This is a genomic window from Nocardia wallacei (assembly GCF_029869545.1).
GTDB lineage: Bacteria > Actinomycetota > Actinomycetes > Mycobacteriales > Mycobacteriaceae > Nocardia > Nocardia wallacei_A.
The window spans coordinates 1-23,947 of sequence record NZ_JARWQD010000052.1; the positions used below are offsets into that span (position 1 = coordinate 1).

The window sequence follows — 23,947 nt, forward strand, 5'->3', positions numbered from 1 at the left end:
CGTTTCCAAGCGATACCGCCAGCCTGCTACCGGGCCTCCTGACAGCTACCCGGACCGGACTTCCACCGGCAAGCGACGACGAGCTTACGAATCAGCCGTCAGCCATTCACATAACCAACCACCAACCCTTCTGGACACACAGGGAGACAGCCCATGACCGATCGGCCCGCCCTGGCCGTCGCACTGGATCTGCAGCCGCATCCCGAAGGGGGCTGGTTTCGCGAAACCTGGCGCAGCCCGGTGGAATTCGAGCCGCACGGCTACGACGGGCCGCGATCGGCGGCGACGGCGATCCATTTCCTGCTGATGCCCGGCGACAAGTCCGCCCCGCACACCGTCCGCTCGGACGAGCTGTGGCTGTGGCAGCGCGGCGGACCGCTGCTGCTCGATATCGGCGGGGAGGAGATCGTGCTCGGCCCCGACGTGGAGCACGGCCAGCTCCTGCAGGCGGTCGTCCCCGGCGGAGTCAGCCAGTCCGCCCGGCCCGCGGGCGACGAGTACGTCCTCGTCAGCTGCCTGGTCTCCCCCGGCTTCGACTTCGCCGACTTCCGCCTCGACTGAGCGGGGGCGGCGCGACGGCTCGCTCCAAGCGCCGCGCCGACCCGCTACTCGTCGACTCGCAGCACGCCGTCGTCGACGGCCTGCTCGATCGCCTGCTCCAGATCGGGGCAGGAGTCGGGACGGCCGAGGCCGCCCGACAGTTCCTTGAAGACCGGGCAGTGCTCGGCCGGGCTGGACGTCCACTGCACCGACTTCTGATGCGAACTGGCCTTGCGGACCAGGACTTTCGTCCCGCAGGCCCGGCAGGCGACCGGCGTCATGCCGTTCTCCAGGTAATGCCGCTTGTCGACGACCGTCTGGGCGCGCACCTCGGCCCGCCGCTCCGGCCGGTCCGCGAAGTCCGGTGCTTTCGCCCAGGTGGCCATCAGACGCTCGCCTCCGCTGCGGCCTCGGACTTCGCGGCCTCCTCGGATTCCCGCTTGCGGCGCAGGTTTTCGGCGACCTCCGCCTCCCACGCCTCGTTCGCCTTGGAGGTGTCGACCTCGAATTCGAAGCGCTGCGTCATCTTCGGATCGATATCGGCGACGTCGACATAGAACTGCTCGTACCACCGGCGCAGCTGGTAGACCGGGCCGTCCTCCTCGACCAGCAGCGGATTCTCGATCTTGGACTTGTGCTTCCAGATCTCGACGTCCTGTAGGAAGCCCTCGCTGATGCCCTCGGTCATCTTGGCCGCCAGGCGATCTGCCATCTCGCCGTCGACGCCGGTCGGCTTCTCCAGGCTGACGCCCCACTGCAGCACGAACGAATCCTGCGTCACCGGGTAGTGGCAGTTGATCAGGACGCTCTTGACCTCGTATCCGCTGTAGATGTTGATCAGCGGGTTGATCATGTAGGACGGCCCGAAGTACGAGGCCTCGGACTTCAGCAGCGTGTCACCGCCGAACTTCGCCGCCATGCCGATGTCCGGGCGACCCTTGGTCTCCAGGAACTGCGTGGCGATATGGCCCTCGAAGATGTTCTTGAAGTAGGTCGGGAAGGCGAAGTGGATATAGAAGAAGTGCGCCATGTCGACCACGTTGTCGATGATCTCGCGGCAGTTGGCGCCCTCGATCAGCAGGGAGTGCCAGGTCCACTCGGTCCACGCACTGTTGAGCTGTTCGCTCGGATTCCCGTCGGCATCGGTCCACGGACCCTCGATGTAGGGGATGGTGACGTCGTCCGGCGGCGGATTGCCCTCGTGGTCGTGCCACACGAACAGCTGACCGTTGCGCTCCAGCGTGGTCCAGGCCCGGGTCTTGGCCAGCGGCGGCACGCGGCGGCCGTACGGAATCCCGGTGCAGCGGCCGTTGCCGCCCCAGCGCCAGTCGTGGAACGGGCAGGCGACGGAGTCACCCTTGATCTCGCCCATGCTCAGGTCGCCGCCCATGTGCCGGCAGTACGAATCGAGCACCTGCAGTTCGCCCTTGCTGTCGGCGAAAATCACCAGCTTGGTGCCGAAAACCGAGATGGCGTGCGGCTTGCCGTCCCGAAACGGTGCGGCCAGGCCGAGGCAATGCCATCCCCGCGCATACCGGGTGGGCGCGGTGCCGACATCGATCTCACGAACCTTCCCGCCGCTCCGCTGTGGGGTTACTGCCATTGCGATCCCTCCTCTACGAGCACTAGAACACGTTACAAAATTGTGCGGCGCAGCGCCAGCTATTGCATCGACTACCAGGCAAAGCCCCGTCCGTCGATGACGCGGATACCCGTTCTCGACAGGAATAAGAACGTGTTCTAGTCTCAAGACTAGTATCGGTCTCACCGCAGGACTTCGGGGCCGATGAACCCGTTGTCGATCGACCAGGCAAGGAGCAGCCCCCGAGATGACGCAAGAAGTAGTAGAGCGGGTCGAAGCGCTGCTGCCGATGCTGCGCGAGCGTGCGCAGGAGGCAGAGGATCTGCGCCGCATCCCCGACGAGACCATGAAGGCCCTGCAGGCGACCGGGTTCTTCCGGCTCGTGCAGCCGCGTCAGTGGGGCGGCCATGCCGCCGATCCCGTCGTCTTCTACGACACCGTCCGCAAGATCGCCAGCGCGTGCGGTTCCACCGGCTGGGTGGCCGGGATCATCGGCATCCACAACTGGCATCTGGCGCTGTTCGATCAGCAGGCGCAGGAGGATGTCTGGGGCGAGGACACCGAGGTGCGGATCTCCTCCTCCTACGCGCCCATGGGCGCGGGCGTGGTCACCGGCGACGGCTACACGGTCAAGGGCTCGTGGGCCTGGTCGTCGGGCTGCGATCACGCGGACTGGGTGGTGGTCGGCGGACCCGTCATCAAGGACGGCAAGCCCGTCGATTTCGGCAGCTTCCTGATCCCGCGTTCCGACTACCGCATCGACGACGTCTGGAATGTCGTCGGCCTGCGCGGCACCGGCAGCAACACCATCGTGGTCGACGACGTCTTCGTCCCGCGCTACCGGTTCCTCAGCTTCAAGACCATGTCCGAGCTGAAATCCCCCGGCCTGGAACGCAACACCGACCCGCTGTACAAGATGCCGTGGGGCACAATCCATCCCACCACGATCTCGACGCCCATCGTCGGCATGGCCTACGGCGCCTACGACGCGCACGTCGAGCACCAGGGCAAGCGGGTGCGCGCCGCCTACGCCGGGGAGAAGGCCAAGGACGACCCGTTCGCGAAGGTGCGGATCGCGGAGGCATCCAGCGATATCGACGCCGCCTGGCGTCAGCTCTCCGGTAACCTCTCCGCGGAGTACGCGCATATCGTTGCGGGCGAGGAGGTTCCGTTCGAACTGCGCCTGGCCGCACGGCGCGACCAGGTGCGTGCCACCGGCCGGGCGATCGCCTCGATCGACAAGCTCTTCGAAAGCTCCGGCGCCACCGCGCTGGCGAACGACACACCGCTGCAGCGGTTCTGGCGGGATGCGCACGCGGGCCGGGTGCACGCGGCCAACGATGCCGAGCGGGCCTACGTCGCCTTCGGCACCGGCACGTTCGGCCTGCCCGTCACCGACACGATGGTCTAGGAGAGTCTGCCGAATGACGACGACAGCGGAACTGACCTTCGAATCGACCTCCCGCTACGCGCAGGTGCGGCCGGATCTGAAGCTGCACTACCACGAGGCGGGCGTCGGCAACGCCCCGACGATCGTGCTGCTGCACGGCGGCGGTCCGGGCGCCTCGTCCTGGTCGAACTTCTCCCGCAATATCGCGGTGCTGGCCGAGAACTTCCATGTGCTGGCCGTGGACCAGCCGGGATTCGGGCTGTCGGACAAGCCGACCGAGCATCCGCAGTATTTCGTGCACAGTTCGTCGGCGCTGAAGGATCTGCTCGACACGCTGCAGATCACCGATCGTGTTCACCTGCTGGGCAATTCGCTCGGCGGCGGCGCGGCGGTGCGGTTCGCGCTCGACTACCCCGACCGCGCGGGCAAGCTCGTGCTGATGGGACCGGGCGGGCTGAGCACCAACCTGTTCGCGCCCGATCCGACCGAGGGCGTGAAGGCGCTGGGCAGGTTCAACGTCGAGCCCACCCGGGAGAATCTCGAGGCCTTCCTGCGGATCATGGTCTTCGACCAGAATTTGATCACGCCGGAACTGATCGAGGAGCGGTTCGCCTCGGCCTCGCAGCCGGAGTCGCTGGCCGCCACCCGCGCGATGGGCAAGTCGTTCGCCGCGGCCGATTTCGAGAAGGGCATGCTCTGGCGCGATGCCTACAGGCTGCGCCAGCCGGTGCTGCTGATCTGGGGCCGTGAGGATCGGGTGAATCCGATCGACGGCGCGCTCGTGGCCCTGAAGACGATCCCGCGCGCGCAGCTGCACGTGTTCGGCCGGTGCGGGCACTGGGCGCAGCGGGAGCGGTTCGACGAATTCAACCGGCTGACCACCGATTTCCTGTCTCCCGAGGAGAAGTAGTCATGGGTATTCGAGCACTCGGATACATGCGCATCGAGGCCACCGACATGGCGGCCTGGCGCGAATACGGGCTCAAGGTGCTCGGCATGATGGAGGGCGACGGGCCCGACTCCGAGGCCCTCTACCTGCGCATGGACGAGTTCGCGGCGCGCCTGGTCATCGTGCCCGGCGACAAGGACCGGCTGCTGGTCTCGGGCTGGGAGGTCGCCGACGCACCCGAACTCCAGCAACTGCGCGAGCGGCTGTCGGCGGCGGGCGTGGCCTTCAAGGAGGCCACCAAGGAGGAGCTGGCCGACCGCCGCGTCGAAGGGATGATCCAGTTCGAGGATCCGTCCGGCAATACGCTCGAGGCGTTCCACGGCATGCAGTACCTCGCCCGGCGCTTCGTCAGCCCCTACGGCCACAAGTTCGTCACCGCCGAGCAGGGCCTGGGCCACGTGGTGCTGACCTGCACCGACGACGCCGCGGCGCAGGAGTTCTACCAGGGCGTGCTGGGCTTCCGGCTGCGCGACTCGATGCGGCTGCCCCCGCAGATGGTGGGCCGTCCCGCCGATGGTGACCCGGCCTGGCTGCGATTCTACGGCTGCAACCCGCGCCATCACGCGCTGGCGTTCCTGCCGCTGCCCAACCCGACCGGCATCGTGCACCTCATGGTCGAGGTGGAGAACTCCGACGACGTCGGCCTCTGCCTGGATCGCGCACTGCGCCGCAAGGTCAAGATGTCGGCCACCCTCGGACGGCACATCAACGACAAGATGCTCTCGTTCTACATGAAGACACCGGGCGGCTTCGATATCGAATTCGGTTGCGAGGGACTCGAAGTCGAGGACGAGAACTGGATCGCGCGGGAGTCGACCGCGGTCAGCCTGTGGGGCCACGACTTCAGCATCGGGTTCCGGGAACAGTAGGACAGGAGTAGATGGCATGGCGACGGACGGCTTGGCGGGCACCGACTTTCCCGAGATCGATGCGCGGCAGTTCCGGAATGTGCTGGGGCAGTTCTGCACCGGCATCACCGTGATCACGACGCTCGATACGGAGGGGACGCCGGTCGGTTTCGCCTGCCAGTCGTTCGCCGCCCTGTCCCTGGACCCGCCGCTGGTGCTGTTCTGCCCCACCAAGGAATCCCGCTCCTGGGCCGCGATCGAGCGCAACGGCAGCTTCTGCGTCAACATGCTCGCCGAGGAGCAGCAGCCGGTGTGCGCCCGGTTCGGTTCGCGCGAACCCGACAAGTTCGCCGGAATCGACTGGCACACCTCGGATCTGGGGCTTCCGGCCCTCGACGGCGCGTTGGCCACGATCCAGTGCACTGTGGCGAACGTGCTCGACGGCGGCGATCACTACGTGGTGTTCGGCCGGGTGCTGGCCCTGTCGGAGTCCACGGACTCCGGCAGGCCGCTGTTGTTCTACCGCGGCCAATACACCGCCATCGAGCCCGAGAAGACCGTTCCCGCCCCTTGGCGCGCAGACCTGGAACACTTCCTCACCACCACCACACTCGACACCTGGTTGTAGTCCCGCCGGTGCGAACGGCCGAGAGCCGCGGACGGGATTCCGGTCCGCGGCTCTACGTGTTCATCGCGCGTCAGGCGGTGACGGTCTGCTGTTCGCGCTGGAGTTCCAGGGCGATGTCGATGAGCTGGTCCTCCTGGCCGCCCACCAGGTTGCGCCCGCCGGCGCGGACGAGCATTTCGGCGGCGGAGACGCCGTAGCGTTCGGCCTGGCGTTCGGCGTGCTTGAGGAAGCTGGAGTAGACGCCGGCGTAGCCCATCATCAGGGCCTGGCGGTCGAGCAGGCATTCCTGCGGCATGGCCGGGCGGACAACGTCTTCCGCGGCGTCGGCGATGGCGAAGAAGTCGATGCCGGTCTTGATGCCGAGCTTGTCGCAGACGCCGACGAACGCCTCGACCGGGGTGTTGCCCGCGCCCGCACCGAAACGCCGTGCGCTGCCGTCGATCTGCTTGGCGCCCGCGCGGACGGCGTAGACCGAGTTCGCGACGGCGAGATCCAGGTTCTCGTGGCCGTGGAAGCCGACCTGGGCGTCGTCACCGAGCTCGGCGACCAGCGCGGCGATGCGGTCGGAAACCTGTTCGAGCACAAGGGCACCCGCGGAGTCCACCACGTACACGCACTGGCAGCCCGCATCGGCCATGATGCGGGCCTGCTTGGCCAGCACCTCCGGCGGCTGGGTGTGCGACATCATCAGGAAACCGACGGTCTCCAGGCCGAGTTCCCGTGCGAGACCGAAGTGCTGGATGGACACGTCCGCCTCGGTGCAGTGCGTGGCGATGCGGACGATCGAGGCGCCGTTGTCCTGGGAGACCTTGATGTCCTCCTTCACGCCGACGCCCGGCAGCATCAGGACCGCGATCTTGGCCTGCTTGGCGGTCTGCGCCGCGATCGTGACCAGCTCCTGCTCAGGAGTTTTCGAGAAGCCGTAGTTGAACGAGGAACCGCCCAGGCCGTCGCCGTGGGTCACCTCGATCACCGGCACGCCCGCCCCGTCCAGGGCGGTGACGATATCGCGCACCTCGGTGGCGGTGAACTGGTGCCGCTTGTGATGCGACCCGTCGCGCAGCGAGGTGTCGGTGACGCGGATGTCGAGTTCGTTGCTGTAAACCATTGTCCTACTTCTCCTTACACCCGGGCCGAGACGATCTGACCGGCGACTACCTCACCCACGCGGGTGGCGGCCGCGGTCATGATGTCGAGATTTCCGGCGTAGGGCGGCAGGAAGTCGCCCGCACCCTCCACCTCCACGAAGACCGAAACCTTCGCCATCCCACCGGAAACCACCGACGGCTCGTCGAACTGCGGCTCGTTGAGCAGCCGGTAGCCGGGCACATACTCCTGGATGTCGGCGACCATGCGGTGGATCGACTCGGTGATCGCAGCGGTATCGGCGTCCTCGGGAATCGCGCAGAAGATGGTGTCGCGCATGATCATCGGGGGTTCGGCGGGATTCAGGATGATGATCGCCTTACCGCGCCGGGCGCCGCCGATGGTCTCCACGCCCCGGCTGGTGGTCTTGGTGAACTCGTCGATATTGGCGCGGGTGCCGGGTCCCGCCGAGACCGAGGACACCGACGCCACGATCTCGGCGTAGGGCACCTCGACCACCCGCGAGACGGCCGCCACCATCGGAATGGTGGCCTGCCCACCGCAGGTGATCATGTTGACGTTCGGGGTATCCAGGTTGTCGCCCAGGTTCACCGGCGGCACCACGGCGGGGCCGACGGCGGCGGGCGTCAGATCGATCGCGCGGATCCCGGCGGCCTCGTACTTCGGCGCGTATTCGCGGTGCACGTAGGCGGAGGTGGCCTCGAACAGCAGTTCCGGCTTCTCCGCCTGGGCCAGCAGCCAATCCGCGCCCTCGGCGGAGGTCTCCAGCCCGAGCCCGCGGGCCCGCTTCAAACCCTCACTGTCCGGGTCGATTCCGATCATCCAGCGCGGCTCGATCCGCTCCGACCGCAGCAGCTTGTACAGCAGGTCGGTACTGATGTTTCCGGAGCCGACGATGGCGGCACTGACTTTTCCGTTGGAAGCCACGAGTATCTCCTAGCTGAATTGCAGACGGACGGAACCGAGTCCGGTGAACTCGGCAAGGAAGTCGTCGCCCGGGCGGGCGTCGATGGCACGGGTGCAGGAGCCGGGCAGCACGACGTCCCCGGCCTTCAGGCGCACGCCGAAGGAGGCGACCTTGCGCGCCAGCCACGCCACCGCGATGGTCGGATCGCCCAGCACCGCATCGCTGCGGCCCTCGGCGACCACCTCACCGCTGCGGGTCAGCTTGGCGTCGATCTTCTTGATATCCAACAGGTTCGGGTCGACCCGCTCCGGACCGAGCACCCAGCCCGCGGACGACGCGTTGTCGGCGATGGTGTCGCACAGCCCGATTTTCCAGTCCTTGATGCGGGTGTCGATGAGTTCGATCGACGGCGCGTAGGCGACGGTCGCGTCGAGCACGTCGGCCTCGGTGCACTCCGCGCCGGGCAGATCCTTGCCCAGTACGAAACCCACCTCGACCTCCACGCGGGGGTACAGATACCTCGAGGTATCGACGACCACGTCCTCGAACACCTGCATCTCACCCAGCAGATGCCCGTAGTCGGGCTCGTCCACCCCCATCATCTCCTGCATCGCCTTCGACGACAGCCCGACCTTGTGGCCGACGACCTGCGCGCCGCCCGCCAGCCGCTGCCGGATGTTGATGAGCTGGATCTCGTAGGCATCGACCACGTCGATGCCGGGATGCCGCGCGACCAGCGGGTCGATCGGCACCCGGTCACGCTCGGCGACCGCGAGCTCCGCGGCCAGTTCACTCCGTACCGCGTCGGACAGCACGCTTGTTCCTTCCACTGGGGGCCCGGGATCGTGGCCGAGACGGAAACTGAAACGAGTTTTCCAGCGAAAACCGGCCGCAGTTGCGCCGTCTGCCACACCAATATAGACCGAACCGAGACTGATTCTATAACGTGTTCTACATGACTGATCGGGAATACGACGTGGTGGTGGTCGGCAGCGGTGCCGCCGGGATGACCGCCGCGCTCACCGCCGCCCACCACGGGCTCCGCGTGGTGATCATCGAAAAGGCCGCTCACTACGGGGGATCTACGGCACGCTCCGGCGGCGGCGTGTGGGTTCCCGGCAACAAGGCGCTGCGGGCGTCCGGGCGGCCCGACGACCGCGAGGAGGCGCGCCGCTACCTGCACAGCATCATCGGTACGGGGGGTGGGCCCGAAGGGCAGGGGGGCGGGAAAGGCTCCGCGGTGCCGAAGGAGCGGATCGACACCTACATCGACCGGGGCGCGGAGGCGCTGGACTTCGTGCTCGACCACACGCCGCTGCAGCTGAAGTGGGTGCCCGGCTACTCCGATTACTACCCGGAGGCACCGGGCGGCCTGGGCGCCGGGCGCTCGTGCGAACCGAAGCCGTTCAATGCCAAGGTGCTCGGCGAGGAGCGTTTCAAGCTGGAGCCGCCCTACGCCAAGGCGCCGCTCAACGTCGTCGTGATGCAGGCCGATTTCGTCCGCCTCAACCTGATCCGGCGCCATCCGAAGGGCATGATGCGGGCCATGCGCGTGGGTGCGCGCACCTACCTGGCCAAGTGGACCGGTAAGCACATTCTCGGCATGGGGCAGGCCATCATCGCGGCCATGCGCAAGGGGCTCATGGACGCGAACGTGCCCCTGCTGCTGAACACGCCGATGACCAGGCTCGTCATCGAGAACGGCGTGGTCACCGGCGTGGAGGCGGTGCAGGACGGCACGCCGGTCACCTTCACCGCCCGCCACGGCGTGGTGCTGGGCAGCGGCGGCTTCGAGCACAACGCCGAGATGCGCGCCAAGTACCAGCGCCAGCCCATCACCACCGAGTGGACCACCGGCGCGGCGGCCAACACCGGCGACGGCATCGTCGCGGGCATGGAGGCCGGTGGCGCGGTCGGATTCATGGAGGACGCCTGGTGGGGACCGACCATCTTCAAGGGCGGCAAGCCCTGGTTCGCGCTGGCGGAGCGGAATCTGCCCGGCGCCATCATGGTCAACGCCGACGGGAAGCGATTCGGGAATGAGTCGGCTCCTTACGTCGAGGCGGTGCACACCATGTACGGCGGCGAGTACGGGCAGGGCGCCGGGCCGGGTGAGAACATCCCCACCTGGCTGGTGTTCGACCAGCGCTACCGCAACCGCTACATCTTCGCCTCGCTGCAGCCCGGCCAGCGCATCCCGTCTCGCTGGATGGAAAACGACAACATCGTCAAGGCCGACAGCCTCGAGGAGCTGGCCGAGCGGATCGGCGTGCCCGCCGACAATCTCACCGCGACCGTCGCCCGGTTCAACAAGTTCGCCGAGACCGGTAGGGACGAGGACTTCGGCCGCGGCGAGAGCCACTACGACCGGTACTACGGCGATCCGACGGTGAAGCCCAACCCCTGCCTGGCCGCGCTGGTGCAGGGCCCGTTCTACGCGGCGAAGATGGTGCCGGGCGATCTCGGTACCAAGGGCGGCCTGGTCGCCGACACCGCGGGCCGGGTGCTGCGCGAGGACGGCAGCCCGATCGAGGGCCTCTACGCCTCCGGCAACAGCTCGACCCCGGTCATGGGCCACACTTACGCGGGTCCCGGCGCGACGATCGGCCCGGCCATCGCCTACGGGTACCTGGCGGTGCTGGATATCGTCGAGCGGAAGAAGCAGGCGAGCGAGTAGCGGGAGAAGACGAATGCCTATCGATCCGAAAGTAGCTCTGGGAGCGGCACTTCCGGAGCTGGAGTTCGCGTGGACTCCGTCCGACGTGCAGTTGTACCACCTCGGCCTGGGCGCCGGGGCGCGCTGGACCGATACCGGTGAGCTGCGCTATCTCGACGATCGCGCGCCGCAGGTGTTGCCGACCTTCGCGACCGTCGCGCCGACGCTGGGGGTGACCGAGCCGCCGAAGGTCAGCTTCCCGGGTGTGGAGATCGACCTTGCGAAGGTGGTGCACGGGAGCCAGGAAGTGGTGGTGCACAAGCCGATTCCGGCCACCGGTAAGGCCCGGAGCACCGGGCGGATCAGCGAGATCTGGGACAAGGGCTCGGCCGCGGTGGTGGTGCAGGAGACCACGGTCACCGGCTCCGACGGCGACCCGCTGTGGACCGCGCGGTCGTCCATCTTCGCCAAGGGTGAGGGCGGCTTCGGCGGTGAGCGCGGACCCAGCAACAAGTCCGAATTACCGGACCGCGCACCGGATTTCGACGTCACGACGCCGACGCTGCCGCAGCAGGCGCTGCTGTACCGCATGTGCGGCGACCGCAACCCGCTGCACTCGGACCCCGGGTTCGCCCGCGCCGCGGGCTTCCCCAACCCGATCCTGCACGGCCTGTGCACCTACGGACTGGTCTGCAAGAACGCCGTCGACACGGTGCTCAACTCGGACGCCGCCCGCGTCACCGCCTTCCGCGCCCGCTTCGCCGGAGTCCTCTACCCGGGCGAAACAATCCGCTCCCGAATCTGGCTGGAAGGCAACGAACTGACAATCGCGGCCACAGTGGCAGACCGCGAGGACGCCCCGGTCCTCGGCGACGTGAAACTGACGTTCACCACCTGATCCCGGCCAAAAGCACGCCGGGAATGAGAGGGGCCGAGCACGCCGGGAATGAGAGGGGCCCGGCACGCCGGGAATGTGCCCGGCATCTCGGGAAGGTAGGCGCTCACACGCTTACCTGTCGCTTCGGCACGCTGGCACCATTGGTTCCCTGTCGTACCTGCACGCTGGCACCATCTGTTCGCCGAGATTCCGGCACGCTGGCACCATTTTGTTCCCTGTTGTTCCGGCACGCTTTTCGCCGGAACAACAGGGTCACTCCGCGTCCGGGAAGCCTGTCGCGAAGAGGATGGCGATGGCGACGGAGCAGATGACGGCGATGATCGGAATAACCCACATCCCTCCGACACTACAAGCTGTAGTACTTAGCAGGGGTTACGGAACCCGCTCATGTGGCCAGTCACACAGCATCCCCGGCGTGCTTCACAGCATCCCCGGCGTGCTCTTGGCCGGGGTCCACTGCCGCGGCGGGTGGTTTCCGTCCGCTGCTCAACCCCTGGATGATCAGGGCGTACAGCACCACCACCACGATCGGGGCGGCCAGGGGGACCCAGGCCGGTTGGAGCGGGATCAGGGTGGTGGCGACGGCGGCGGCCGCGAAGACGAGCGCACCCGTGACCGACGGCAGCGTGGTGGGGACCACCCCGGCGGGCGCGTGCACGGTGGCGGTGTTGAGCAGATAGGTCGTCGCCACCAGCCCGGTACCGGCGGCGGCCAGGGCGCCGGTGTCGTCCCAGGCGATCGCGCCGAGCGCCACCAGCACCGCCACCACCGCGCAGATCCGGAACCGCCAGCCCGCGACCACCGCGAGGCCCGTGGGGATCGCCGCCCACGGCAGCACGATCGCCACCGCGGCGGTCAACAGCAGGCCGGACAGCACGGCCAGGAATTTCGTCATCGCCGCACCCGCACAACTCGGCGATGTTCCGGGATCAGCCGCATCACCTGGTCGAGCCGGGTGTCCTCCGGCCAGGCCACGATGTCCACACCCACGGTGCCCATATCCCGGTACATCGATGCCCGCTCGAGCTGCCACATCCGAGCCATGGTGGCGTCGAGCCCCTCGTAGAACGGCGCGCCGCGCAGCACATCCACCACCACCACGACGTGCCCGCGCTTGCGCAGATCGATCAGGGCCAGCGCGAACTGGGTGTCCAGCAGCGTCGAGAACGCCACCACGATCGCGCCGATCGGCACCGCGGCGTGCGGGGCCAGCGTGCCGGAGGTGGCGATGTGCTCCTCGCCGACGGCGAGCACCGTGTCGACGATGCGATAGAACTGCCGACGCCCGATATCGGGCCGCAGCCAGCGCGGCGCCTGGCCCAGGCAGACCACCGCGGTCCGGTCGCCCGCCTGCAGCGCCGACTGCGCGACCTGCGCCGCGCCGCGCACCGACAGCTCCAGCGAATCCGCCGCCGGACCGGGCGCCTGCAGCGAAGTATCCACGAGCACAACGACATCGGCGGCGCGATTGGTGAGCCGCTCGGTCACGTAGAGCCGCCCGCGCCGGGCACTCACCGGCCAGTTCACCGTGCGCAGCTGATCGCCCGGCGCGTACGCGCGGATGTCGGCGTACTCCACGCCCGGACCGTGTCGCCGGGTCAGGTGGGTGCCGATGCGTTCGGGAAGGTCGGTGCGCGGCAACCGCATTCGCTGTGGATCGGCGATCGGATACACATACACCTCCCCCGCCGGTAGCGTGACCGACGCCACCGCGAGCCCCGCCGGGCTGAGCGCGGTGACCCGTGCGGTCACCGGATAGCGCCCCCAGCGGCCGGTCGACAGCGCCAGCCGCAGACCCGCCGGAGCCGGGCCGGAGTCGACCGCCTCCTCCACCCGCACCTCGAGTCCGTGCGTCTGCTGCGGCGTGCACCGCAGCAGGGCGTTACCGTCCTCGACGAAGGCGGCGACACTGAGCACCACCTCCTCGGATTCGAAGCAGCGCAGCACTCCCGCGCCGTCGACCTGAATCCTGGTGCGCGACACCTGCCACGGCGCGGTCGCCAGCACCCCGAGCATCGGCGCCGCGAACACCACCAGCTGCCACCGCCCCAGCATCACCGCCAGCGCCAGCGCGGGTGCCGCCGCGGCGGCCAGCATGAACACCAGAGGCGCCGGGCGCCAACGCAATTCGGCCTCGGCGACCGAGCTGGTATCTCGATGCCTCATGTGACGGTGGCGCGCGGGACGGGCAGGCGGCGTAGCAGCTCGGTGATCACATCCTCGCCGCGGATGCGCCGCACCCACATCTCCGGGCGCAGGGTGATGCGGTGCGCCATGGCCGGAATCGCCAGGGCCTTCACGTCTTCGGGGACGACGTAGTCGCGGCCGAGCAGCAGCGCCCGGGCGCGGGCCATCTGCACCAGGTCCAGTTCGGCGCGCGGGCTGGCACCCACCTCCACCTGCGGATGGCTGCGGGTGGCGGCGGCCAGCGCCACCACGTAGGTCACGACATCGGGGTGCACCGTCACGAATTCGACGGCCTGCCGCATTTCCAGCAGTCCCTGCGCGTCCACCACCTGCCCCACCTGCGGCGGTACCGAACCGCGCTCCAGGCGGCGGCGGATCATCTGCGTCTCGTCCTGCTCGGACAGATAACCCAGCCGCAGCTGCACCGCGAAACGGTCGAGCTGCGCCTCGGGCAGCGGATAGGTGCCCTCGTACTCGATCGGATTGTCGGTGGCCAGCACGATGAAAGGCTGTGGCAGCGGGAAGGTTTCGCCGTCGATGCTGACCTGCCCCTCGGCCATCGCCTCCAGCAGCGCCGCCTGCGTCTTGGGCGGGGTGCGGTTGATCTCGTCGGCCAGCAGCATATTGGTGAACACCGGGCCGCGGCGGAAATTGAAACGGCCCGAGTTCATGTCGTAGATGGTGGAGCCGATCAGGTCCGCGGGCAGCAGATCCGGGGTGAACTGCACCCGGGTGAACTGCAAACCCAGTGCGGCGGAGAAGGATCGGGCGATGAGCGTCTTGCCCAGGCCCGGTAGGTCCTCGATCAGGACGTGCCCGCCCGACAGCACCGCGACCATGATCAGCTGTAGCTCATCGCGTTTGCCGACCACGACGCGTGCGATCTCGCGCAGCACCGCCTCGGAGCGCTTGATGGTCACGTCCATCGGTGTCGTCATGTTCGCACTCGCACTCATCTCTACCTTTTCACATCGACTGCAGTCGTCGCAGAATCTCGTCCAGCGCCGGGCGTCCCGGTGCGCGCGTGTTCTGGTCGCGCAGCGCCGAATTCGCCGGATCCACCCAGCGCCACAGCTCGGGGCCGAACAGCAGGATTCCGGCGGATTCGGTGGCGCGCCGGTTCTTGCTGATCCGATGTCCGCTGGACAGCTCGAATTCCTTGGCCAGCAACGGGCGCAGGTGGCGGTCCCAGTCGGCGCGCGAACCGTCGGCCCGCTCGGCCAGCATCTGCGCGCGAGCCCGCCAGTGCCGCAACATCTCCGCGGGACCGTTGTCGATCTCGTCGTCGGCCGGTCCGGTCGACGCCTCGGTGCGGGAACGTTCGACCAGCGACCACACCAGCAGCCCCAGCGCCCCGAGCACCGGCACCCCCGCCAGCAGCGGGAGCAGGTCGCGCTGGTTTCCGAGCGCGATCACCTCGAGCAGCACGATCACCGCGACGGCGCCGCCCACGATCACCGAGCGGGTCATGACATCGCCTCGCGCTGTGTATTCGGTTCGCTCACAACAGTTTCCCCTTGGAGATCGTTCAGCACGATGCGCAGCAGCTGCTCGGCGCGCATCCGCTGCCACTCCAGCATCGAGTGCGGGCTGAAGCGCGCCTCCTCGAACAGCGCCACCAGTTCGCGGGCGGAGGCATCGTGCAGTGCGCCGCGTTCGAACGCGCGGGCCAACACCTCCGACGGGGTGTCCGAGATCAGCGGCGCCACCTCGCGCGCCTGCGCGAGGCCGCGCTCCATGGCGCCGTAGCAGGCGATGATCGCGGTGCGGGCATCCTGACCCGAGGCGATCATCGCGGCCAGGCCCATCTCTGCCACCTGCGCCAGCGACACCGGCTGCTCGGCGGGCACGTGGTCGGGGGTGGCGGGCTGCGGCACCGGGCGGCTGCGGGTGCCGATGGCGACCACCACCAGGCCGACGATGGCCGTGGCCACCAGCGCGGCGGCCGCGATCCCGACCAGCATCAGGGCCCGGTTGTCGAGTGGCGGGGTTCCCGAGAACGGCTGCGTCGTCGGGGGCGGCGTCTGCACGGGCGTCGTGGGTGTCGGGCGGGCCGCCGGTGGCTGCTGCACCTCGTCGCCGGTCCCGGCCGTCAGCAGGTACACCATCCAGGTCAGGGCGGCGAATACGGCCAGCACCGCCAGCGCGACCAGCAGCATCAGGCCCAACCGGCGCAGCTGCCCCGGCCTCCGGTCGGACTCGCGATCGTGTTCGGGCATGGCCAGCGGCAGCCGGTGCTGGCTGGTGATCACCCCCGCCAGCAGGATCACTATCGACACCAGCGCCAGCACCGGCATCAGCGCGACCGTGACCGCCGAGGGCGGCGAAACCGCATGCGGCCCACCGTTACCCGGGATGTATCCGCGCAGCGCGAAAACGGCAAGCGACAGCAGCACGATCGGTCCGATCGCGCGCGGTATCGCCGTCCTGACCCCACTCACGCCTTCACCTCGCTGACGCTCGGCTCCGTCGCGCGCGGGGGGCACTGTATCGACGGGCGCTCGCAAGCTCACTCACGAGCCTCTCCCAAACTCCGGTACTGCAAAGCAGGCACATCGTTACATGCCGGACGGTCCGTCAGCAGGGAAATCGCCACACCCGAACCGTCGGATTCCCGTCTATCCCTCTTGCGGGTAGTTGATGTGTGCGCAAACTGTGAGAACCCACAATCCTGCTGCGGCGCAACCAAGTTGCGTCACAGCGAGCTAACGCCCACATGCGAACGCCATCTTGCAACAGCCACCTGCCACGCGTCTCACCTCCCACACGGGCGCCCTACCTCATTCCCGGCATGCTTTTGGCCGGGATCTCGCTCAGCCGACTGGCGGTGCGAGCGAGGTCCGGGACGTTCGGGACGTCGCGAACCAGCTCGGGCAGCGAGGTCTTGGCGTAGATGGTCAGGGGGCGGTCGGCGTCGTAGAGGATGTCGACCAGGTTCACGAAGCGGGTTGCCCAGTCCATCGGGACGGTGCGCAGGGCGGGGACGCCGCACAGGGTCCAATGCCGGTAGCGCCCGGCAAGGTCCAGGAAGTTCGTCGCCGACAGCGGATTTCCGCACAGCTCGGCGAAATCCACGATCACGCCGCCGGTTTCGGCACGAACCCGCAGGACGCGGTGTCCGATCGAAATCTCGGTGTCCCGCTCGAAGGACGCGACCTCCTCGAGATAGCGCCCCGACGCGAAGCCCCTCCGCCGCCCGCCGAGCCGTCGGTAATCCTGCGGACCGTCCACGGCCACCACGTCCAGCCGGGCACGCAACAGCTCGATCGTCGGCAGGAACCGGTGGTGCAGCAGCGGATTCGGCAGCAGCCCCTCCGGCGGATAGTTCGAGGTCACCACGAGCACCACGCGCCGGGCGAACAGCGCCTCGAGCAGGCGGGCCAGGAGCATGGCATCACCGATGTCGTGGACATGGAATTCGTCGAAGCAGACCAGAACGGCCTTCCCGAGCACCGCGTCGACGGCCCGGTCGATGGACCCGAATTCGGCCACGGCACCGTGCAACCGGGCGAAGAAGTCGTGAAAGTGATAGCGGCACTTGCACTCCGAGCCGACCTCGGTGAAGAACCTGTCCATCAGCATCGTCTTGCCGCGCCCCGGCCGACCGTGCAGATAGATACCGCCCGGACGACGCCACCGCCGCCCGACTCCCGTCGCGACGGCCGCCAGCCGCGCCGCGGCCGCGCGCTGCTGTTCATCGAGCACCAACTCGTCCACAACCCGCTCCATTCTCTACATGTGTAGAGTCCGATCTACACTTGTAGAGGATCGCGGGTCGCACCGCGAGGAAAGGTGACGATGTCCACAGCCGACCGGCGCACCCGGATCATCGATGCCGCCATCGATCTCATTGCCACCCAGGGCCTTCGAGCCCTCACCCACCGCGCCCTGGACACCACCCTGGCCCTACCCCCGGGCTCGGTCTCCTACTACTTCCGCACCAAACGCGCGCTCATCGAGGCCATCGTCGACCGAATAGCCACCCGCTCCCGCGCCGATTTCACGGAGGCCCGGCTCGGCGATCCCCAACCGTCCACAACAGAGCCGGACGAGATCGCCCACGGCATCGCACGCTGGCTGGACCAGTTGCTCGCACGCCGCCGCAATCATCTGATCGTGCGGCACGCACTGATCATCGACCAGCTCGGCGACCCGGACCTGCACCGCCGCCTGACCTCGTGCCTGTTCTCCCACGACCACGCCACCTCCCTGTTCCGAAGCCTGGGCGCGGCCGATCCGGCGACGTCCGCGGCCGACTTCATCGCGGTGCTCGAGGGCCTGGTATTCGACCGATTCGCCGGTGCGAGAAGGGGTTCGAAGGCCGGTACGCCCCGCAGCGTCGCGCAGCTGGAGGCCCCACTGCGCGCACAGCTCTCCGCACGCTGAGCCTCAGGCGGCCGTCAGCACCAGGCCTGAGGTGGGGACGCCGGTTCCGGCGGTGACGGCGATGTTGGACAGGCCATCGACCTGGTTGACCGAGGTGCCGCGGATTTGGCGGACGCCCTCGGCGATGCCGTTCATGCCGTGGATGTATGCCTCGCCGAGCTGGCCGCCGTGGGTGTTGAGGGGTAGGCGGCCGCCGAGCTCGATGGCGCCGTCGGCGATGAAGTCGCGGGCCTCGCCGCGGCCGCAGAAGCCGAGCTCCTCCAGCTGCATCAGCACGAAGGGCGTGAAGTGGTCGTAGAGGATGGCGGCCTGCATATCCTCCGGGCGCAGCCCGCTCTGCGCCCAGAGCTGATCGCCGACCAGCCCCATCTCCGGCAGCCCGGTCATCGCGTCGCGGTAGTAGCTGGTCATGACGTACTGGTCCGCGCCGGAACCCTGTGCGGCGGCGGCGATCACGGCCGATTTCTGCGGTAGGTCCCGGGCTCGTTCGACACTGGTCACCACGATCGCCACGCCGCCGTCGGTCTCCTGGCAGCAGTCCAGCAGATGCAGCGGCTCGGCGATCCAGCGCGAGTTCTGGTGCTCCTCCAGGGTGATCGGCTTGCCGTAGAAGTGCGCCGCCGGATTCACGGCCGCATGCTTGCGATCGGCGACCGCGATTCGCCCGAAATCCGCACTGGTGGCGCCGTATACGTGCATGTACCGCCGGGCGACCATGGCGACCTGAGCCGCCGGAGTGCCCAGGCCCTGCGGGTACGCCCACGCCGCATCGACGCCGGAGGAGGTCGCCGCGGTCGCCAAATGTGTTGCGAACTGGCCGAATCGGTGGCCCGAACGCTCATTGAACGCGCGGTACGCGACCACCACATCGGCGACCCCGGTCGCGACGGCCATGGCCGCCTGCTGCACGGTCGCGCACGCCGCCCCGCCGCCGAACGGAATATTGCTGAAGAACTTCAGATTCGGGATACCGGCCGCCCGGGCCACGGCGGCCTGGGTGTTGGTGTCCATGGTGAAGGTGGTCAGCCCGTCGACGTCCGCAGGCTTCAGCCCCGCGTCGTGCAGCGCGGCAGTGACGGCTTCGGCCGCCAGCCGCAATTCGCTGCGCCCGGACTCCTTGGAGAAGTCGGTGGCGCCGATACCGACGATGGCGGCCTTGCCGCTGAGCTGGCTCACTTCGTCTCCTGCAGTGCGATAACGGCTTTCGCGGTGATGTGGTCACCGAGGCTGTCCCGGCCGACCAGGTCGATATGGACCTCCGGCCCCTCGACCGCCGTCACGGTGCCGCTCAGGACGAGGGTGTCGCCCGCGTACAGCGGCACGCCCAGCCGCAGCTTCAGCGACTTCACGCGGGCGCCCGGCCCGGCCCAGTCGGTGACGTACCGCTGCACCAGCCCGGTATCGGTGAGGATGTTGACGAAGATGTCCTTCGAGCCGCGCTCGACGGCCTTGTCCCGATCGTGATGCACGTCCTGGAAGTCCCGCGTGGCCAGGGCGGTGCTGACCACGAAGGTGGGATCGGCATGGATGGACAGCTCCGGCAGGGCCGAACCCACCTGCACGGCACCGGGTTCCAGCGTGGCCGTCATGCGCTCACCTTCCAATACGGCACTGTGTTGTCCTCATCGAGCTTCTCGAAAGCGACCTCGACCGGCTGTCCGATCCGCACCGCGTCCGGTTCGACACCGCGCAGTTCACCGAGCATCCGCACGCCCTCCTGCAGCTCGACCAGCGCCACCACATAGGGCACCTGCCGACCCGGCACCTTCGGCGCGTGGTGCACGACGTAGCTGAACACCGTGCCGCGACCGGAGGCGACCACGTAGTCGGTCGGCTCGGTCCTGTCCTCCCACAGCGCGGGCACCGGCGGATGCCGCAGGGTGCCGTCGGGCAGCCGCTGAATGCGCAGCTCCCCCGCCTTCGTTCCCTCCCAGAAGAATTCGGTGTCCTTCGAGACGGTCGGCCGGGCGCGCTTGCTCAGATCTTCCTGTGCCGCGGCCGGTTTCGCCGTACCGGGCGCGAACTTCAGCATCCGGAACGACATCTCGGTGACGGCCTCGTCGCCGACGTACCAGGTCAGGATGTAGGTCGCGAACCAGCCCTCGCCGAGCGCGGTGCGCTTGGGCCCCACCAGATCCTGCAGCCGCGTGCGCGCCTGCACGCGCTCGCCGAGCCGCAGATACCGGTGATAGGTCTGCTCGCAGTTGGTCGCGACCACCGAGGTGTAACCCGCGGCATCCAGCAGGTCGTTGACCGCGTTCATCGGATCGTCCGCCGGGCGCGCCCCGTGCAGCCCCGGCATCGTCCACACCTGCGCCATCGCGGGAGGGGCGACGATGCCCGGATGCCCGGCATCGCGTGCGGCCTGCTCGTCGACGTAGATCGGGTTGGCGTCGCCGATGGCCTCGACCCAGTTGTTGATCATGGGCTGGTTGACCGGATCGCGCGCCACGCGCGGTGCGCACTCGCCCTTGTCCTTGATTCGTTCCCCGGCGGCGGAGAGCTGTTCCGCCGTCATGGTTTCCGGCATGGGAAACTCCTATCTCGGTACGCGCGGCAGCTGCAGCCCGGCGGTGGCGATGAGTTCGCGCATGATCTCGTTGACGCCGCCGCCGAAGGTCACCACCAGGTTCTGCTTGGTGCGCCGGTCCAGCCAGTGCAGCAGTTCGGCGGTCGGCGGATCGGCGGGATCGCCGTAGCGCCCGACGATCTCCTCGGCCAGCCGCCCCGCCTCCTGCAGCGATTCGGTCGAGAAGACCTTGGTCGCGGAGGCATCCGCGATCACGCCCGAAGGATCGCTGTCCGCGTTACCGGCATCGGCGGCCACCTGCCAGTTCAGCAGCTCGTTGAGCCGGACCATGGCATGCATGCGACCGAGCGAGCGCCGCACATCGGCCTCTCCCAGCACCCCCTGCCGCTGCGCGAAATCCCGCGCGCGGTCGTAGAGCTGCTCGATCTTGCCGGACGGACCCAGGCTCACCCGCTCGTGATTGAGCTGGGTGGTGATCAGCTTCCAGCCCCGATTCTCCTCTCCGACAAGCATATTCGCCGGAACCCGCACATTGTCGAAGTACGTGGCGTTGGTGTGATGCGCGCCGTCGCAGGTGATGATCGGCGTCCACGAATAGCCCGGGTCCCTGGTATCCACGATCAGGATCGTGATGCCGCGGTGGCGCGACTCGGCCGTGCCGGTGCGGCAGGCCAGCCACACATAGTCGGCCTCGTGCGCGCCGGTGGTGAAGATCTTCTGCCCGTTGACGATCCAGTCGCCGCTCGCATCGCGCACCGCGCTGGTGCGCAGCGACGCCAGGTCGGTGCCCGCCTCCGGCTCGGAGTAGCCGATCGCGAAATGCACGTCACCGGAAAGGATTGCGGGCAGAAACTTCCGCTTCTGCTCCTCGGTGCCGAACTGCTGCAGGGTCGGGCCGACCGTCATCAGCGTGACCAGCGGCAGCGGCACATCCGCCCGCGCGGCCTCGTTGTAGAAGATCTGCTGTTCGACCGGCCCGAATCCCTGCCCGCCGTACTCCTTCGGCCAGCCCACACCGAGCTTGCCGTCGCGGCCCATGCGCCGCACCACCGCTCGGTAGGCGTCGCCGTGCCGGTTCACCGACATCTCGGCCTCCTCCTCGGGAGTCACGAGATCGGCGAAGTACGAACGCAATTCGTCACGCAGCCGGCGCTGCTCGGCCGTCAGGTCGATGAACATCTGGCTCCCAAACGATCCAGCCGGAACGACGCGCCGCCTAGCCAGCGGGCGATGTCCTTGGCCTGTGAGTAGTAGCGATGCAGCGGGTGGGTCATGTCCACACCGATTCCGCCGTGCAGGTGGTGACACTTCTGCATGGCCGCGGGCAGATCCGAGGCGACGCAGTAGGCGAGCACGTCCAGGTCGTCGTCGACCCGCTCGCGATGTTCGGGGCTCTGATCCTGCTGCGCCAGAGCCCAGTTCGCCGACAGCGCCGCCGCGTGCAGGGTGCGCGAGACGACGTAGACGTCGCCGATCTGCTGGGCCACGGCCTGGAACTCGGCCAGCGGACGGCCGAACTGATGCCGGGTCCGCACGTGCTCGGCGGTCAGTGTCAGCACGCCCTTGAGCAGGCCGTCCGCCACCGCACCGATCGACGCCAGCGCCAGCCGGTGCAGGTCCGCCAGCAGCGGAGAACCCGAGCCCTCGGTCAGCAACTGCTCTGCGGGGATCTCGGCCCGTTCGAGGTGCACGGAGAATTCCGGCGCGCCGGTGGAGGCCGGGCTCGCCACCAGGGTGACGCCGGGCGTGTCGGCCTCCACCACGGCGATGCCGGAATCGGTGGGCACCAGCATCCACTGCGCCCGATCGGCGTAGGGTACCGCGATCTTGCGGCCGCTGATCCGCGCCACGGCACCGTCGGCGACCGCGGTCGTCTCCGGCTTCATCGCGAACGGCGCACCCGGCTCGTTCAGTGCCGCAGTGAGCACCGCGCCCTTCGACACCGCCGGAAATATCTTCTCCGCCAGCGCGTCCGGTATCCGGCCGACCAACGGCAGCACCCCGAAACCCAGCGTGGCCAATGCCGGGACCTGCACGGCATCGGTGGCCAATTCGGTCAGCATGGCCGAGACCTCGAGCAGTCCCATATCGTCGCCGCCGAAACGTTCCGGCAGCGCGACCGCCAGCAGGCCGCTGTCGACGATGGCGGGCCACAGCTCGCTATCGCGCGCGCTATTGCGCTCCAGCAAACTTACGACAACCTCGGCGACAGCGTCCTGGCTCTCGTCCCTGTTGAAGTCCAATTCATTGCTCCCGTGTCAGGTGTGGAGTCAGCCGTGCGATTCGCGCGGGAGCCCGAGAATCCGTTCGCCGGCCACGGTCAAAAGGATCTGCTCGGTGCCCCCCGCGATCGACAAACAGCGTGTTAGCAGGAATTCTTTCACCACATCCGATTCCTGAGCGCCCGCGACACCAGCGAGTTCGACGGCAAACTCCGCGACCGCCTGACGATGGCGGACACCGACCAGTTTGCGCACGCTGCTTTGCGGGCCGGGATCAATTCCGGCGAGCATTCGCTGCGCCGCTCGGGTCTCCAGCAACAACCCAGCGACCGATTGGGCAACCAAATCACCGATGCGGTCGGCGATCAATTCGGCGCCCGGACCTTCCGTCGGCGCGGTGGCGATGAGTGTTTCCAATTCCTCGCCGATTCCGCTGCCGCCCATGGCGACCCGCTCCGAGGACAGCGTGGAGCGGGCGATTTTCCAGCCCCCGCCCAATTCGCCGACCAGGCAGTCGTCGGGGACGAATACCTCGTCGAGGAAGACCTCGGAGAAACGCGCCTCCCCGGTGATCTGAACCAGCGGCCGAATATCGATGCCGGGGCTGTTCATATCGACCAGGAAGTAGCTGATGCCGCGGTGCTTGGGCACATTCGCGTCGGTGCGCGCCAGGCAGATCGCCCAGTTCGCGACGTTCGCCAGCGAGGTCCACACCTTCTGGCCGCGCAGCGTCCAGCCGCCGTCCACGCGGGTCGCGGTGGTGCGCAACGCCGCCAGATCCGATCCGGCCTCGGGCTCGCTGAACAGCTGGCACCAGATCACCTCGCCGCGCAGCGTGGGCTGCACGAAGCGTTCGATCTGCTCCGGCGTGCCGTACTGCAGCAGCGTGGGCACCGCCCAGTTGCCGATCTGGATGTCCGGCACGGTGATTCCGGCGGCCCGCACCTGTTCATCGATCAGCGTGCGCAGGATCGGGCCCGCGGGGGGGGGGGGGGGGGGGGGGGGGGGGGGGGGGGGGGGGGGGGGGGGGGGGGGGGGGGGGGGGGGGGGGGGGGGGGGGGGGGGGGGGGGGGGGGGGGGGGGGGCCGGCGCGGGGGGGGGGGGGGGGGGCGCGCCC

At 68.2% G+C, this 23,947-nt stretch carries 24 protein-coding genes and 1 pseudogene; 8 read left to right on the forward strand and 17 right to left on the reverse strand.

Features of this window, described 5'->3' with window-relative positions:
• Positions 1-153: 153 nt before the first annotated feature.
• On the forward strand, positions 154-561 hold the full coding sequence (locus QH290_RS02525; RefSeq protein WP_280265662.1) for a cupin domain-containing protein: 408 nt from the start codon (positions 154-156) through the stop codon (positions 559-561).
• Between the two features lie 44 nt (positions 562-605).
• Here QH290_RS02525 and QH290_RS02530 read toward each other — a convergent pair whose 3' ends face one another.
• Both QH290_RS02530 and QH290_RS02535 read right to left on the reverse strand, forming a co-directional pair.
• Positions 606-926, reverse strand: coding sequence for a hypothetical protein (locus QH290_RS02530; protein WP_280381850.1), 321 nt, complete (start codon positions 924-926; stop codon positions 606-608).
• Positions 926-2,143 carry a 3-ketosteroid-9-alpha-monooxygenase, oxygenase component gene (locus QH290_RS02535; protein ID WP_280265660.1) on the reverse strand — a complete coding sequence of 406 codons (1,218 nt, stop codon included), beginning with the start codon at positions 2,141-2,143 and terminating at the stop codon, positions 926-928. The genes QH290_RS02530 and QH290_RS02535 overlap by 1 nt, the downstream gene beginning before the upstream one ends.
• 226 nt (positions 2,144-2,369) lie before the next feature.
• On the opposite strand from QH290_RS02535, the gene hsaA reads away from it, so the two are divergent.
• The 4 genes from hsaA to hsaB are packed head-to-tail and all read left to right on the forward strand — an operon-like array spanning position 2,370 to position 5,937.
• The gene (gene hsaA / locus QH290_RS02540; RefSeq protein ID WP_280265659.1) at positions 2,370-3,533 is read left to right on the forward strand and encodes a 3-hydroxy-9,10-secoandrosta-1,3,5(10)-triene-9,17-dione monooxygenase oxygenase subunit; all 1,164 of its coding nucleotides are present in this window, start codon (positions 2,370-2,372) and stop codon (positions 3,531-3,533) included.
• Positions 3,534-3,546: 13 nt separating this feature from the next.
• On the forward strand, positions 3,547-4,422 hold the full coding sequence (gene hsaD / locus QH290_RS02545; RefSeq protein ID WP_280381851.1) for a 4,5:9,10-diseco-3-hydroxy-5,9,17-trioxoandrosta-1(10),2-diene-4-oate hydrolase: 876 nt from the start codon (positions 3,547-3,549) through the stop codon (positions 4,420-4,422).
• Positions 4,423-4,424: 2 nt separating this feature from the next.
• Positions 4,425-5,330 carry an iron-dependent extradiol dioxygenase HsaC gene (gene hsaC / locus QH290_RS02550; RefSeq protein WP_280265657.1) on the forward strand — a complete coding sequence of 302 codons (906 nt, stop codon included), beginning with the start codon at positions 4,425-4,427 and terminating at the stop codon, positions 5,328-5,330.
• Positions 5,331-5,346: 16 nt separating this feature from the next.
• Positions 5,347-5,937, forward strand: coding sequence for a 3-hydroxy-9,10-secoandrosta-1,3,5(10)-triene-9,17-dione monooxygenase reductase subunit (hsaB, locus tag QH290_RS02555; protein WP_280381852.1), 591 nt, complete (start codon positions 5,347-5,349; stop codon positions 5,935-5,937).
• 70 nt (positions 5,938-6,007) lie between these two features.
• Here the strand turns inward: hsaB and dmpG are convergent, their stop codons facing one another.
• Genes dmpG through QH290_RS02570 form a run of 3 tightly spaced genes read right to left on the reverse strand, consistent with a single transcriptional unit; the run spans position 6,008 to position 8,766 of the window.
• Entirely contained in the window at positions 6,008-7,045 is a 1,038-nt protein-coding gene (gene dmpG / locus QH290_RS02560) for a 4-hydroxy-2-oxovalerate aldolase (RefSeq protein ID WP_280381853.1), read from the reverse strand.
• Between the two features lie 14 nt (positions 7,046-7,059).
• A complete protein-coding gene (locus QH290_RS02565) occupies positions 7,060-7,971 on the reverse strand; it encodes an acetaldehyde dehydrogenase (acetylating) (protein WP_280381854.1) in 912 nt (303 codons plus the stop codon).
• A 9-nt stretch (positions 7,972-7,980) separates the two neighbouring features.
• On the reverse strand, positions 7,981-8,766 hold the full coding sequence (locus tag QH290_RS02570) for a 2-keto-4-pentenoate hydratase (protein ID WP_280381855.1): 786 nt from the start codon (positions 8,764-8,766) through the stop codon (positions 7,981-7,983).
• Positions 8,767-8,906: 140 nt separating this feature from the next.
• On the opposite strand from QH290_RS02570, the gene kstD reads away from it, so the two are divergent.
• A complete protein-coding gene (kstD, locus tag QH290_RS02575) occupies positions 8,907-10,628 on the forward strand; it encodes a 3-oxosteroid 1-dehydrogenase (RefSeq protein ID WP_425301877.1) in 1,722 nt (573 codons plus the stop codon).
• Between the two features lie 13 nt (positions 10,629-10,641).
• On the forward strand, positions 10,642-11,505 hold the full coding sequence (locus tag QH290_RS02580) for a MaoC/PaaZ C-terminal domain-containing protein (protein WP_280269395.1): 864 nt from the start codon (positions 10,642-10,644) through the stop codon (positions 11,503-11,505).
• Between the two features lie 397 nt (positions 11,506-11,902).
• Here the strand turns inward: QH290_RS02580 and QH290_RS02585 are convergent, their stop codons facing one another.
• The 6 genes from QH290_RS02585 to zapE form a co-directional block, all read right to left on the reverse strand.
• Positions 11,903-12,400, reverse strand: coding sequence for a hypothetical protein (locus QH290_RS02585; RefSeq protein ID WP_280269396.1), 498 nt, complete (start codon positions 12,398-12,400; stop codon positions 11,903-11,905).
• Positions 12,397-13,671: a DUF58 domain-containing protein gene (locus tag QH290_RS02590; RefSeq protein ID WP_280269397.1), complete on the reverse strand. Its 1,275-nt coding sequence runs from the start codon at positions 13,669-13,671 to the stop codon at positions 12,397-12,399. The genes QH290_RS02585 and QH290_RS02590 overlap by 4 nt, the downstream gene beginning before the upstream one ends.
• Positions 13,668-14,630: an AAA family ATPase gene (locus tag QH290_RS02595; protein ID WP_280269461.1), complete on the reverse strand. Its 963-nt coding sequence runs from the start codon at positions 14,628-14,630 to the stop codon at positions 13,668-13,670. Before QH290_RS02595 ends, QH290_RS02590 begins: the two co-directional genes overlap by 4 nt.
• Before the next feature lie 28 nt (positions 14,631-14,658).
• A complete protein-coding gene (locus tag QH290_RS02600) occupies positions 14,659-15,162 on the reverse strand; it encodes a hypothetical protein (protein WP_280269398.1) in 504 nt (167 codons plus the stop codon).
• Positions 15,159-16,133, reverse strand: coding sequence for a DUF4129 domain-containing protein (locus tag QH290_RS02605; protein WP_280269399.1), 975 nt, complete (start codon positions 16,131-16,133; stop codon positions 15,159-15,161). The genes QH290_RS02600 and QH290_RS02605 overlap by 4 nt, the downstream gene beginning before the upstream one ends.
• A gap of 334 nt (positions 16,134-16,467) precedes the next feature.
• Positions 16,468-17,409: a cell division protein ZapE gene (gene zapE, locus QH290_RS02610; RefSeq protein ID WP_280269400.1), complete on the reverse strand. Its 942-nt coding sequence runs from the start codon at positions 17,407-17,409 to the stop codon at positions 16,468-16,470.
• Between the two features lie 81 nt (positions 17,410-17,490).
• Here zapE and QH290_RS02615 point away from each other — a divergent pair, with 81 nt between their 5' ends.
• A complete protein-coding gene (locus QH290_RS02615; RefSeq protein WP_280381856.1) occupies positions 17,491-18,078 on the forward strand; it encodes a TetR/AcrR family transcriptional regulator in 588 nt (195 codons plus the stop codon).
• A gap of 3 nt (positions 18,079-18,081) precedes the next feature.
• Here QH290_RS02615 and QH290_RS02620 read toward each other — a convergent pair whose 3' ends face one another.
• From QH290_RS02620 to QH290_RS02645, 6 genes and pseudogenes are all read right to left on the reverse strand, one after another.
• Positions 18,082-19,254, reverse strand: a complete 1,173-nt coding sequence (locus tag QH290_RS02620) for a lipid-transfer protein (RefSeq protein WP_280269402.1) — start codon at positions 19,252-19,254, stop codon at positions 18,082-18,084.
• A complete protein-coding gene (locus QH290_RS02625; protein ID WP_280381857.1) occupies positions 19,251-19,667 on the reverse strand; it encodes a MaoC family dehydratase in 417 nt (138 codons plus the stop codon). Before QH290_RS02625 ends, QH290_RS02620 begins: the two co-directional genes overlap by 4 nt.
• Entirely contained in the window at positions 19,664-20,608 is a 945-nt protein-coding gene (locus QH290_RS02630) for a bifunctional MaoC family dehydratase N-terminal/OB-fold nucleic acid binding domain-containing protein (RefSeq protein WP_280381858.1), read from the reverse strand. The genes QH290_RS02625 and QH290_RS02630 overlap by 4 nt, the downstream gene beginning before the upstream one ends.
• 9 nt (positions 20,609-20,617) lie before the next feature.
• Positions 20,618-21,787 carry an acyl-CoA dehydrogenase family protein gene (locus QH290_RS02635; protein ID WP_280269405.1) on the reverse strand — a complete coding sequence of 390 codons (1,170 nt, stop codon included), beginning with the start codon at positions 21,785-21,787 and terminating at the stop codon, positions 20,618-20,620.
• Positions 21,772-22,851, reverse strand: a complete 1,080-nt coding sequence (locus tag QH290_RS02640; RefSeq protein WP_280269406.1) for an acyl-CoA dehydrogenase family protein — start codon at positions 22,849-22,851, stop codon at positions 21,772-21,774. Before QH290_RS02640 ends, QH290_RS02635 begins: the two co-directional genes overlap by 16 nt.
• Before the next feature lie 27 nt (positions 22,852-22,878).
• Positions 22,879-23,841 (reverse strand): annotated as a pseudogene (locus QH290_RS02645) (acyl-CoA dehydrogenase family protein); the annotation flags it as partial.
• Positions 23,842-23,947: the final 106 nt, after the last annotated feature.